Consider the following 12,207-nt stretch of genomic DNA (forward strand, 5'->3'; position numbering starts at 1 on the left):
CCGGAGTGGTCTCGGCCTTGGCGGCCGGAGTCTCCTTGGCTTCGGTGGCGGGTGCGGAAGTGGCAGCAGCGGGCTCGTCCCACGGGTCGGCGTCCGCGGCAGGTGCAGCTGCCTGGGCCGGCTTCGCCTCGGCGGGCGCCGCCTTCTCGGCGCCCGGGGCCTGTTCGTCAGCCGGAGCCTTCTCGTCAGCCGGTGCCTCGACGGCCTCCGCCTGGCCCGCCGCGGCCGCGGCCACAGCGGCCCCGGCAGCGGACGTACCGGCACCGGCAGCGGCAGGCGACTCACCGGCATACCCGCCAGCGTCCGCGGACGCACCCACAGCGGCAGGCGCCGCCTCCGCAGCAGCATCCGCGCCACCCTCGGACCCACGCCGCACCGCAGCGAGCAGCATCTGCGCGACGTCGACGACCTCGACGTCTTCGCCGACACCCTCGGACTGCTTCGCGGTCAACCCGTCCGAGATCATGACGCGGCAGAACGGGCAGCCGATCGCGATCCGCTCCGCGCCCGTCGCGAGCGCCTCCTCGGTGCGGTTCATGTTGATCCGCGAGCCGAGCTTCTCCTCCATCCACATTCGGGCACCACCGGCGCCGCAGCAGAACGACTTCTCCTTCGAGCGCTCCATCTCGCGCAGCTCGACCCCCGGCAGGGCGCCGATGAGCTCACGCGGCGGGGCATAGACGTTGTTGTGCCGGCCGAGGTAGCACGGGTCGTGATACGTGACCGTCGGTGCCGTCGAGGCAGCGTTCTTCGCCGACGACTTCGGCGAGGCGCCAGCCGCCCCCTCCGGCCGCGCGACCGGAATGAGCTTCTTGTCGCGCACGAGCCGGTTGAGCAGCTGCGTGTGGTGGACCACCTCGAAGCGACCACCGAGATCGGGGTACTCGTTCTTGATCGTGTTGAAGCAATGCGCGCACGTCACGACGATCTTCTGCGCGCCGACCTCGCCCAGCGTCGCGATGTTCTGCTCGGCGAGCATCGTGAAGAGGATCTCGTTGCCGGCGCGGCGGGCCGAGTCGCCGGTGCAGGTCTCGCCGTCACCGAGCACCGCGAACGAGACGCCCGCGGTGTCGAGCAGCTCAGCAACCGCGCGCGTCGTCTTCTTGGCACGGTCCTCGTAGGCGCCGGCGCAGCCGACCCAGAACAGCCAGTCGACCTCGGACGCCGACTCAATCGAGTTGTTGCCCTTGCCGCCGAGAACTTTCACTTCGAACGGCAGGTCCTTGGCCCAGTCGAGCCGCGCTCGCGCGCCCATGCCCCACGGGTTGCCCTTGGACTCGAGGTTCTTGAAGAGGCCGCCGAGCTCGGACGGGAACGCCGACTCGATGAGCGTCTGGTAGCGGCGCATGTCGACGATGTGGTCGACGTGCTCGATGTCGACCGGGCACTGCTCGACGCAGGCGCCACACGTCGTGCACGACCACAGCACGTCCTCGTCGACGATGGCGCTCGGCTCACCGTCGGCGGTGGTTCCGAGGGGGTTGTATGCCGTGAGCGGCCGGTCGAGGTCGTAGCCGGTCGTCCCGACGAGCGGCGCCTCCACCACCGCCGTCGTCGTGGCGTCACTCGTGAGCAGCGAGCCGCGGGCCTCCTCGGACGCGAGCAGCCACGGCGACTTCGCGTTCGCGTTGTCGCGCAGGGTCATCATGAGCAGCTTGGGGGAGAGCGGCTTCTCGGTGTTCCACGCGGGGCACTGCGACTGACAGCGGCCGCATTCGGTGCAGGTGGAGAAGTCGAGCAGGCCCTTCCAGGTGAAGTCCTCGACCTTGCCGACGCCGAGGACCGGCTCGGGGGCCTCCTCGTCGGACTCGGCCGCGGACTCCTCCATGGCCTCCATCGCCTCCATGGAGAACGGCTGGCCGTCACCCATCGTCATCGGCTTGAGGTTGCCGAGGGCGGTGCGCCCAGACGCCTCACGCTTGAACCAGATGTTCGGGAACGCAAGGAAGCGGTGCCACGCGACGCCCATCGTGGGGGTGAGGGAGATGGTGATCATCCACGCGAACGAGATGAGGATCTTGATCATCGCGACGAGGACGATGGCGTTCTCGAGCCCGCCGACTCCGAGCGAGGACCACACTCCCGACAGCCAGTTCGTCAGCGGGAAGTGCAGCCCCACGTTGAACGACGGGTCCTCGATCTTCACCAGCGCCGCCTCGAGGGTGCGCAGCGCGAGGATGCACAGGGTGACGCCGAGGATCGTCAGCTCGACGTAGTACGCCTGCCACCACGTCGACCCGAAGAACCGCGACTTGCGGCCGCCCTCGCCGTCGGCCGACCGGGGGTGCTTGAGCTGACGGATGACCATGAGCACGACGATCCCGACGAGACCGGTCCACGCGAAGACCTCGGTGACCCATTCATACGGCGGGAAGTGCCCGATGACCGGCAGCACCCACGACGGCTCGATGAGCTGCCCGAACGCGTTGACGAGCGTCCCGAAGAGCAGGAGGAACGACAGTGCCGTGAACCAGTGCGCGACCGCGACGACGGGCAGCCGTGACATCCGGGTGTGTCCGAGGAACTCCTTGAGCAGCGTCCACGTGCGCGACGCCGGGTCGTTCGTGCGGCGGGGGTCAGCCTGGCCGACGCGGTAGAGCGCGACGAACCGGCCGATCTGTCGGAAGAGCAGTGCCCACCCGACGAACATGATCGGGAAGCACAGCGCGATGGCGACGATCTGGAGCGCGGACATGCCCGCGAGTCTACGGATCCCTAAGCGCGCGCATAGTGCTCAGTGACCGTCCTCGCACGCGTTGTGTTCGGACTCACGAGCAGCGTGTGGGCAGGGCGTTTTCGTGTGCCGGCGCAGGCAGGCTGTGCGACCGGCGTGCCCCTTCTCGTATGCCGGCCACGCGCTTCTCGTATGCCGGCCGCGCACCGAGGCGCGCAGCGTCACCGAGGGCGCGCGCACGGCATACGGACAAGGGAGGTGCGGTCAGCGCAGCTTGGCGAGGAGGTCCGCGGCGGCCTTGTCGAAGAACGGGTCCTGGTGCTCGCCGCCGATCTGGACGATGGCGACGTCGGTGAAGCCGGCCTTGTCGTACTCGAGGACCGCCTCGGCGATCTTGTCGAGGTCGGGGCCGCACGGGATGGACTCGGCGACGTCCTCGGGCCGGACGAACTGGCTCGCTCCCGCGAACCCGGCTGTCGTCGGCAGGTCGGCGTTGACGGACCACCCCCGCCGAACCAGCGGAACTGGTCGTGCGCGCGCTTCACGGCGGCCTTCTCGTCGGGGTCCCAGCAGATCGGGATCTGGCCGATGGCGCGGGCCTTGCGCTTGCCCTGACCGCCGATCTTCGGTGCCTTGGCGGTGTCGTTCCACGTCGAGACGAGCTCGGCGTCGGGCTCGACGGCGATGAGGTGGTCGGCAAGCGGTGCGAACGCGCCGATCGACTCGGGGCCGCTCACGGCGACGCCGATCTCGACAGGCTGGTCGGGCACGTCCCAGATGCGTGCCGACTCGACCTTGTAGTGGTCGCCGTGGAAGTCGACGAGGTCGCCGGAGTGCAGGTCGCGGATGATCTCGATCGCCTCGCGGAGCATGTCCTGGCGCGTCGCGTACGACGGCCAGCCCTGCCCGACGACGTGCTCGTTGAGGCTCTCGCCGCTGCCGACGCCGAGGATGAACCGGCCGTCGGCGAGGAGCTGCAGGGTCGCGGCCTTCTGCGCGACGACGGCGGGGTGGTAGCGCACGGTCGGGCAGGTCACGTAGGTCATCAGCTCGACCCGCTCAGTGGCGTGGGCGACGGCGCCGAGGACGGACCAGGCGTAGGGTGCGTGCCCCTGCGACGAGAGCCACGGGGAGTAGTGGTCGCTGCTCACCTCGAAGTCGAAGCCGACCTCTTCGGCGCGGATGGCGTTGTGGACGAGGTCCTTCGGCCCGTTCTGCTCGGTCATGAGCGTGTATCCGATGCGCATGTGTCGTTCGTGCCCGGTGCGGGGGCGATGCAAACGGACCGGGCGGCGTGTCGCCGGGCGAGCCGGGTGGTGAGACCGGCTTGTCGTGATTGATAACTCAATGTTGCAATAGGCATAAGCACGGGCGCGTTGACTCGGAGGCGCGCACGCGGCATACGACCTCATCCACCCCACACACTCGGGAGCCCGCAATGCCCATCCTCGACGACGTCACCCAGGCCGTCGGCAACACGCCGCTCGTCCGCCTCAACCGGATCATCGACGCCCCCGAGGGCACGACGGTCGCGGCGAAGCTCGAGTTCTACAGCCCGGCCAGCTCGGTCAAGGACCGCATCGGCGTCGCGATCGTCGACGCGGCCGAGGCGTCCGGCCAGCTCACCGAGGGCGGCACGATCGTCGAGGCGACGTCGGGCAACACCGGCATCGCGCTCGCCATGGTCGGCGCGGCCCGCGGCTACGACGTCGTCCTCGCGATGCCCGAGTCGATGTCGAAGGAGCGGCGCGCGCTGCTGCGCGGCTACGGCGCCGAGCTCGTCCTCACCGACCCCGCCCTCGGCATGAAGGGTGCCGTCGACAAGGCCGAGGAGATCGCGGCCGAGCGCGAGGGCGCCGTCCTGGCGCGGCAGTTCGCCAACGAGGCCAACCCCGAGATCCACCGCAAGACCACCGCCGAGGAGATCTGGCGCGACACCGACGGCAAGGTCGACATCGTCGTCGCCGGCATCGGCACCGGCGGCACGATCACCGGCGTCGGCCAGGTCCTCAAGGAGCGCAAGCCCGAGGTCCAGCTCGTCGCAGTCGAGCCCGAGGAGTCCGCGATCCTCAACGGCGGCGCCCCCGGCCCGCACAAGATCCAGGGCATCGGGGCGAACTTCGTCCCCGAGATCCTCGACACCGAGATCTACGACGAGGTCATCGACATCAACGCCGGCACGGCCGTCGAGTGGGCCCGCAAGGCTGCGACCGAGGAGGGCCTGCTCGTCGGCATCTCCTCCGGCGCCGCGCTCGCCGCCGCGAACCAGGTCGCCACCCGTCCCGAGAACGCCGGCAAGACGATCGTCGTCGTCCTCGCGAGCTTCGGCGAGCGCTACCTCTCGACGGTCCTCTTCGAGGGCCTCGTCGACTGACGGCGCGGTCGTCGTCCCGGTCGCCTGACGTCGTGCTCACCTCACCGTCGCCTCGCCGTATGCCGGCCGCGCGCCGTCGCGCGCCCGGCGGCTCTGGCGTCTCCCGCAGCGCCGTGACGCCTGTCGCCGCTGGCACGTCCAGCGGGTCGGGTGTGTCCGGCGGGTCCGGCAGGTCCGGCATGGTGGCGCGCACTCGCGGCCGGCTGGCCCGGGCCGTGGCGAGGGTGCGCGAGGACATCGACGCAGCCGTCGCACGTGACCCCGCGGCCGTGTCGCGCACCGACCTGGTGCTGAACTCCCCTGGGCTGCATGCGATCTGGTCGTATCGCCTCGCCCACAAGCTGTGGCAGGAGCCGCGGCTCAAGCCTGCCGCTCGGCTGCTGTCGACCGCGACGCGTGCCGTGACCGGCGTCGAGATCCACCCGGGCGCGCGGATCGGCGACCGGTTCTTCATCGACCACGGGATGGGCGTCGTCATCGGGGAGACGGCCGAGGTCGGCGACGACGTCATGCTCTACCACGGGGTGACGCTCGGCGGCCGGTCGCTGGCCCGGGTCAAGCGGCACCCGACCGTGGGTGACCGCGTGACGATCGGCGCCGGTGCGCGCATCCTCGGCCCGATCGAGGTCGGCGACGACGTCCAGATCGGGGCGAACTCCGTCGTCGTCAAGGATGTCCCGAACGGCGCGGTCGCGGTCGGCATCCCCGCGACGGTGCGCTTCCCGGACTCCCCGGCGGAGGACCCTTACGAGGCCCTCTTCCGCGAGCCCGCCCTCTTCATCTGACCCTGGCTACGTCCCGAACTCACCCAATTGGACGGTTAGGGACAGGGGTTTCCACGCTCTGCGTCCCGAACTCACCCAATTGGACGGTTAGGGACAGGGGTTTCCACGCTTTGCGTCCCGAAGTCACCCAATTGGACGCGGGACGCCGCCTGGCGCGTCAGTTGCGCGTGGCCTTGGCCCAAGGGTCGTCGGCACGGGCGGCGAACTTCGTTGTCGCAGAGTCGATCCACGCGTCTCCGCTGCCCTGCTCGCGCCCGGACGACACCTGTGACGGGACGGTCTTCGAGGCGCGCAGCCGCTCACTCGTCTGCTTGGCCGCGTCCGCGACGAAGTCGGCGACGACGGGAGCGGCCTTGGTGCGGGCGCTCTCCTTGGCCGACGCCACCTGCCGCTGCACGGGCTGGCTCTGCCACACCTTGGTGGAGACCTTCTTGATCTGGGCGTAGCGCTGCTTGCCGGCGCGCGCGCCAAGGACATACCCGGCGGCGAGGCCGGCGATGAAGCTGAGTCTGGGCATGGGTGTCGACACCTTTCGCTCTGGCCTTCGACCCTACCCGCCCCACTGGCTGCACACCGATGCCCGGGGTGGGGGCGTCCGGCGCGCTCTCGGCTCGCCGCCGATGCCTCGAGTCGCCGGAACGCCCACGAGCCGAGGATCCCGTGGCGAGCCGAGCCCGGACCGTCGGTACTCCTGACCGGACGCCTGCGGGAGACGGATGTGCGCGCGGCGGCGCGCGGACGGCATACCCTGTCTGTCGGCCATCGGTATGCCGGTGGGCCGGGCGGGTTCGCATAGTGGCCTAGTGCAGTCGCCTTGAAAGCGACCAGAGGGAGACCTCTCGTGGGTTCAAATCCCACACCCGCCGCCGCGCCTGTGTTTCCCCCGAGCCTGCTCGGCGCGAGAGGCGGGCGTTGCGTCAGCGCGCCTCGCCGGTCGCGACCCAGTCCTCCCAGCGCGGCCCGCGGATCTCGGCGTCCGGACCCGGGAGCATCGAGCCACCGGCCATGCTTGGTGGCGCGTCGACCGCCTGCACCGTGATCTGCTCACCGCGACGCTCGACGAGTCGGCGGACGAGGTCCACGAGATTCTCCTGCTGCGGGCCCGCGAGATCGGTGTCCCGTGCGTCCTCGGAAGTCGCGAGCTCGACAAGCAGGGCGGCGACCTCTCGGCTCGCGACCGGTTGGATCGGCACGTCGATGATCCGCGTGACGTCCTGCTCGCGGTTCCACTCGAGCATCTGGCCGGCGAACTCGTGGAACTGGGTCGCGCGGAGCACCACCGCGCCGGGAGCCGCACTGCGCGTGGCCTCCTCGTGGGCGACCTTCGCCACGTAGTAGCCGTAGTCGGGGCTCTTGTCGACGCCCACGATGGAGAGCACGACCGTGCGTCGGACGCCGGCCCCAGTCGCTGCGTCCCCGAGGTTCGTCGCGACGGAGCGGAAGAAGGATGTTGCCTGGGACTCGTCGATGGCGGGGCCCTGGGTGACGTCGATGACGGCCTCGACGTCCTCGAGTGCCTTGGTCAGGCCCTCGGGGGCGAGGAGGTCGAAGCCGGTCTCGCGGGCGAGGCCGACCACCTCGTGGTCCTGCTGCTCGGCGATGGCGACGACCTGGCTCCCGATGAGGCCGGTCGATCCTGCGACGGCGATCTTCATGACGACTCCTAACGCGGATAGATGATGTCCATGATTGAACCACAAACGCGGATAGTGCAGCACCGCGATATGCTCGGGCCCGTGAGGATGAGTGCGGGCGTCGAGTGGGCCGTCCACTGCTGCGTCGTCATCAGCCAGGCCGACGAGCCCGTCTCCGCGCAGAAGCTCGCCGAGTTCCACGGGGTTTCTCGGACCTACCTCGCCAAGAGCCTGCAGGCCCTCTCTCGGGCCGGCATCGTCCGGACGACGGAAGGGCGGGCCGGTGGCTACGTCCTCGCGCTCGCCGCCGGGGACATCACGGTGCTCGACATCGTGCAGGCTGTCGACGGCAGCGACCCCGCCTTCCGTTGCACCGAGATCCGACAGAACGGGCCTTTCGGCGCCCCGGCCGAACAGTGCACGACGCCCTGCGGCGTGGCGGTCGTGATGGCCTCGGCGGAGCGGGCATGGCGAGAGTCGCTGCGTGCTGTCTCGGTCGCCGACCTTGCGGGTCATGTGGCGAAGGTGACCGACGTGGCCAGGCAGCGGGCCGTGCGCGATTGGCTCAGCTCAAGCGCCGACTGAGCATGACGAGGGGCGGCGGCGTCTCGCGATGTGAGACAGCGCTTGACCGGGAGTGGGTGTGGGCATGTAATCAGCGTCCGCACTTGACAACGTTGTCAAAGCCCGGGAGTCCGCATGTGCCGTACCCGTCACGCCACCCGTTCCCACGTCTGGATCGCCGTGCTCATCGCCGCCGCACTCACCGTCACCGGCCTCGGATCCTCGGCGGTCGCCGGCGTTCCGACCGCCGCCGGGGTGACCGAGAGGGCGGACACCATGGCGACCGGCGACACCCCCGAGTACCGGCCGGCATACCACTTCAGCCCGGCCCGAAACTGGATGAACGACCCGAACGGCCTCGTCTACTTCAAGGGCGTCTATCACCTCTTCTTCCAGTACAACCCGCTCGGCGACACCTGGGGCAACATGTCGTGGGGCCACGCGACGAGCACCGACCTCGTGAACTGGCAGCAGCAGCCGGTCGCGATCCCCTTCGACGCGAACGAAGGCGTCTTCTCCGGGTCGGCCGTCGTCGACGTGACGAACAGCTCCGGTTTCGGCACGGCCGAGAACCCGCCAATGGTCGCCATCTACACGAGTGCCTACACCGCCGCCAGCGGCCGCGACGGCATCCAGGCCCAGTCGCTCGCCTACTCCACCGACGAAGGCCGCACCTGGACCAAGTACGCCGGCAACCCCGTCCTCGACATCGGCTCGCGCGAGTTCCGCGACCCCAAGGTCTTCTGGTACGAGCCGGCCAAGGAGTGGCGCATGGTCGCCGTCATCGCCACCGAGCACACGGTGACGATCTGGCGCTCCGCCAACCTCAAGGACTGGACGCGCCTCTCCGACTTCGGCCCGCGCAACGCGACCGGTGGGGGCTGGGAGTGCCCGGACCTCTTCCCGCTCGCCGTCGATGGCGATCCCGCGAACGTCAAGTGGGTCATGCTCGTCAGCCTCAACCCGGGCGGCATCGCCGGCGGTTCGGGCACCCAGTACTTCGTCGGCTTCGACGGGACCACTTTCACGCCCGACGGCCCGGCGACCTACGAGCCGCCGAACGGCACTGTCCTGCAAGGGTTCGAGAGCGGGTATGCCGGGTGGTCGCCGACCGGGGACGCCTTCGGCTCCCAGCCCGCGACCGGAACCTTCCCCGGTCAGCAACAGGTCTCGGGCTACGTCGGCGACCGACTGGTCAACTCCTTCCTCGGAGGTGACGCTCCCCAGGGCGAGCTCACGTCACCGACCTTCCGGATCGACCAGCGCTACCTCAACTTCCTCATCGGCGGCGGCCGTCACCCCGCGGTTCCCGGTGCGACACAAGGGGATCCGGGCGGGACGGTCTTCGAGGACTTCGAGCGTCTCGACCCGACGACCCACCTGCCCGCCGGGTGGACGGCCACGGGCGACTTCGTCGGCTACGGCGCCACCCCGTCGACGCTGCCGAACCACCAGGGCGCGAACGTCCTCGACACCTGCGTCGTCCCGGACAAGTGCGACTCCGCCACGGGGACCTTCGTCTCGCCGGAGTTCACCGTGAGCCAGCGCTACGTCAACCTCCTCGTCGCCGGTGGCGACCACCCGCTCGGCACGAGCGGTCCGACCGTCGTTGAGCTCGTCGTCGACGGCCGGGTCGTTGGTTCCGTGTCGGGCAACAGCTCGGGCGAGATGGACTGGCGCTGGATTGACGCCGCCACGGCGATGGGTCAGCGGGCGCGCATCGTCGTCCGCGACGACAACACCAGCGGCAACTGGGGTCACCTCATGGTCGACGACATCCGCTTCTCCGACAGCCCTGCCGGCCCGCGCGACACCCAGACCACCGTCAACCTCGTCGTCGGCGGACAGGTCGTGCGCACGGCAACCGGCAGCGACAGCGACAGCCTCGACTGGGCCTCGTGGGACCTCGCGGACCTCCAGGGCCAGGACGCCCGGATCCGCATCGTCGACCACAGCAGCGGCGGCTGGGGTCACGTCCTCGCCGACCAGTTCATGCTCGCGTCCGCCCCCGCCAAGAACGGTACCGAACGCGCGGACTGGCTCGACTTCGGGCGGGACAACTATGCGGGCGTGACCTTCAACGGCCTGCCGATGGAGCAGCGCGTCCTCATCGCGTGGATGAACAACTGGCAGTACGCCAACGACGTCCCCACGAGCCCGTGGCGCGGCCAGATGACGATGCCGCGCCAGCTCTCCCTCGTGACGACGGCGGACGGGATACGGCTCCGGCAGGTCCCCGTCCCGGCGATCTCGGCCGCGGAGACCAACCGTGCCAAGGTCCAGGCCAAGGTGCGTCGCGCCGCTGCCGGTGAGCGCGCCACCGGTCAGGACGCCGTCATCGCCAAGCTCGAGGTGCGCGTCGCGCTCGGTGCGGCGAGCGAGGCCGGCGTGGTCGTGCGCCGCTCCGCGGACGGCTCCGTCGGGACCCGCATCGGTGTCCGCAGCGACGGCACACTGGTCGTCGACCGGAGGAGGAGTGGGAACGTCACCTTCAATCCGACCTTCCCCAGCGTCGAGGCGGCCCCGGTCCGGATCGTCGACGGCGAGGTGCGTTTCACGGCATACCTCGACCGCAGCTCCGTCGAGGTGCTCGCGGCCGATGGGACCGTGTCGATCACCGATCTCATCTACCCGCCGGCGACGGCGACCGGCCTCGCGACCTACAGCGAGGGTGGTGCGGCCAAGGCGGTCGACGTCAAGGTCGTCCCGCTCAGCCCATGACGACGACGCCCGCCTTCTCGACGCCGGTCGGTCAGGGGGCGGGCGCGATCTCTCCCGAGCCGCGCGCGACGAGGGTGGGCTCGACGACGACGCGGCGCGGCGCCGACGTGTCCCCGTCGAGCCGGTCGAGCAGCAGCTCGGCGGTGAGCCGCCCGATGCGGCCGACGTCCTGGCGGATGACCGTGAGCGGCGGGTTGACGAGATCGGCGAGGGGGAAGTCGTCGAACCCCACGAGCGCGACCGACGTCTCAAGGTCGCTGCGGTGCAGTGCCCGCAGCGCGCCCTGTGCCAGGTCGTTGCGTCCGGCGAAGATCGCGGTCGGAGGCTGGTCCAGCTCGAGGAGGTGTGAGACCGCGGCCTCGGCCGCGCCCGGGCCACGCAGGCCGGTCACGACGAGCCGCTCGTGTGGCCGTATGCCGCGCGCGGCGTAGGCCTCGTCGAAGCCTTTGCGTCGGCTCGCCGCGGTGTAGATCTCCGCGAGGTCGGTGAGGCAGGCAACACGCCGATGCCCTTGTGCGAGAAGGTGTTCGGTGCCCATGCGCGCCCCGCCGACATTGTCGATGGTCACCGAGTCGGCGGCGACACCGCGAGGTTCACGGTCGACGAAGACGACCGGCATACCGGCACGCACGTCTGACGACAGGTAGTCCTGGCGGTCCGTCGACGGCATGAGGACGAGGGCGTCGACGCGGCGGGTGACGAGGTCGTGGACGAGGGAGCGTTCTCGCTCGGGCTCCTCGTCCAGACTCGCCGACAGGATCGCGGTGCCGCGGTCGCGCAGTGCGTCCTCGAGGGAGCGGAGCAGTGCCGCGGAGAAGCTGTTGCTCACGTCCTGGAGCAGCGCGCCGACGAGGCCGGTGCGGCTGCTGCCGCGGCGCAGGTTGCTCGCTGCGAGGTGGTGGCGGTAGTCGAGTCGCTGCACCGCGTCCTGGACGCGTTCGCGCACGGCGACGGCGACGCCGGGCTCACCGTTGACGACCCGCGACACGGTCTTGATGCTCACCCCGGCGAGCGCCGCGACGTCGCGCATCGTGGCCCGCCCCGTCGTCTCAGCCATGCCTGCTCCCCGTGTCCCGAATCGTCCAAATGGGTGACTTCGGGACGGAGTGGCGGACGGGGCGGGTGTGCCCAACCGTCCAATTGGGTGACTTCGGGACGGAGTGGCGGACGGGGCGGGTGTGCCCAACCGTCCAATTGGGTGACTTCGGGACGGGGCGGGTGTGCCCAACCGTCCAATTGGGTGAGATCGGGACAGGGCGACGCGCCCGGTCCGCGGGAGTCGTCCAGCCTGACAACGATGTCACCTTCACCTCACGAGTTCTACGGCATGGGTTGACCTGAGCGCAACCTGGCTCTATACATGTCTCTGACAACGTTGTCACTCGACATGGCGTGGCGGCGGAGTTCGAACCGCAGACTCGAAGGAGAGTTGGACCCATGCGCATTTCTCGCAGA

At 69.9% G+C, this 12,207-nt stretch carries 9 protein-coding genes and 1 tRNA gene; 5 read left to right on the forward strand and 5 right to left on the reverse strand.

The features are described 5' to 3' along the window. The coding region (locus BCF74_RS16380; protein ID WP_245889421.1) for a (Fe-S)-binding protein at positions 1 to 2,695 on the reverse strand (2,695 nt) is incomplete at its 3' end. A gap of 200 nt (positions 2,696 to 2,895) precedes the next feature. Then, positions 2,896 to 3,921, reverse strand: coding sequence for a TIGR03557 family F420-dependent LLM class oxidoreductase (locus tag BCF74_RS16385; protein ID WP_177426687.1), 1,026 nt, complete (start codon positions 3,919 to 3,921; stop codon positions 2,896 to 2,898). A gap of 191 nt (positions 3,922 to 4,112) precedes the next feature. Here BCF74_RS16385 and cysK point away from each other — a divergent pair, with 191 nt between their 5' ends. Together cysK and cysE are read left to right on the forward strand one after the other, a co-directional pair. Further along, a complete protein-coding gene (gene cysK / locus BCF74_RS16390) occupies positions 4,113 to 5,048 on the forward strand; it encodes a cysteine synthase A (RefSeq protein WP_106299012.1) in 936 nt (311 codons plus the stop codon). A 32-nt stretch (positions 5,049 to 5,080) separates the two neighbouring features. Then, positions 5,081 to 5,833: a serine O-acetyltransferase gene (gene cysE, locus BCF74_RS16395; RefSeq protein WP_425432832.1), complete on the forward strand. Its 753-nt coding sequence runs from the start codon at positions 5,081 to 5,083 to the stop codon at positions 5,831 to 5,833. A 157-nt stretch (positions 5,834 to 5,990) separates the two neighbouring features. Here cysE and BCF74_RS16400 read toward each other — a convergent pair whose 3' ends face one another. Beyond that, a complete protein-coding gene (locus tag BCF74_RS16400) occupies positions 5,991 to 6,350 on the reverse strand; it encodes a protoporphyrinogen oxidase (RefSeq protein ID WP_106299014.1) in 360 nt (119 codons plus the stop codon). Positions 6,351 to 6,614: 264 nt separating this feature from the next. Between BCF74_RS16400 and BCF74_RS16405 the strand changes: the two genes are divergently transcribed. Next, positions 6,615 to 6,699: transfer RNA gene (locus tag BCF74_RS16405), tRNA-Ser, on the forward strand. A gap of 51 nt (positions 6,700 to 6,750) precedes the next feature. Here the strand turns inward: BCF74_RS16405 and BCF74_RS16410 are convergent. After that, positions 6,751 to 7,488, reverse strand: a complete 738-nt coding sequence (locus tag BCF74_RS16410; RefSeq protein ID WP_106299015.1) for an SDR family oxidoreductase — start codon at positions 7,486 to 7,488, stop codon at positions 6,751 to 6,753. 87 nt (positions 7,489 to 7,575) lie between these two features. Here BCF74_RS16410 and BCF74_RS16415 point away from each other — a divergent pair, with 87 nt between their 5' ends. Next, positions 7,576 to 8,052 carry an RrF2 family transcriptional regulator gene (locus BCF74_RS16415; protein WP_245889422.1) on the forward strand — a complete coding sequence of 159 codons (477 nt, stop codon included), beginning with the start codon at positions 7,576 to 7,578 and terminating at the stop codon, positions 8,050 to 8,052. A gap of 114 nt (positions 8,053 to 8,166) precedes the next feature. Continuing rightward, on the forward strand, positions 8,167 to 10,752 hold the full coding sequence (locus BCF74_RS17905; RefSeq protein ID WP_106299016.1) for a glycoside hydrolase family 32 protein: 2,586 nt from the start codon (positions 8,167 to 8,169) through the stop codon (positions 10,750 to 10,752). Between the two features lie 31 nt (positions 10,753 to 10,783). Here BCF74_RS17905 and BCF74_RS16425 read toward each other — a convergent pair whose 3' ends face one another. Beyond that, the gene (locus BCF74_RS16425; RefSeq protein ID WP_106299017.1) at positions 10,784 to 11,809 is read right to left on the reverse strand and encodes a LacI family DNA-binding transcriptional regulator; all 1,026 of its coding nucleotides are present in this window, start codon (positions 11,807 to 11,809) and stop codon (positions 10,784 to 10,786) included. Between the last annotated feature and the right edge of the window lie 398 nt (positions 11,810 to 12,207).

The sequence above is a fragment of the Knoellia remsis genome (assembly GCF_003002895.1).
GTDB classification, from domain to species: Bacteria; Actinomycetota; Actinomycetes; order Actinomycetales; family Dermatophilaceae; genus Knoellia; species Knoellia remsis.

Bases quoted from the DNA above. Each gene is read 5' to 3' on its own strand.
- BCF74_RS16385 (WP_177426687.1), bottom strand. From the start codon at position 3,921: ATGCGCATCGGATACACGCTCATGACCGAGCAGAACGGGCCGAAGGAC.
- cysK (WP_106299012.1), top strand. From the start codon at position 4,113: ATGCCCATCCTCGACGACGTCACCCAGGCCGTCGGCAACACGCCGCTC.
- BCF74_RS16400 (WP_106299014.1), bottom strand. From the start codon at position 6,350: ATGCCCAGACTCAGCTTCATCGCCGGCCTCGCCGCCGGGTATGTCCTT.
- BCF74_RS16410 (WP_106299015.1), bottom strand. From the start codon at position 7,488: ATGAAGATCGCCGTCGCAGGATCGACCGGCCTCATCGGGAGCCAGGTC.
- BCF74_RS16415 (WP_245889422.1), top strand. From the start codon at position 7,576: ATGAGTGCGGGCGTCGAGTGGGCCGTCCACTGCTGCGTCGTCATCAGC.
- BCF74_RS17905 (WP_106299016.1), top strand. From the start codon at position 8,167: ATGTGCCGTACCCGTCACGCCACCCGTTCCCACGTCTGGATCGCCGTG.
- BCF74_RS16425 (WP_106299017.1), bottom strand. From the start codon at position 11,809: ATGGCTGAGACGACGGGGCGGGCCACGATGCGCGACGTCGCGGCGCTC.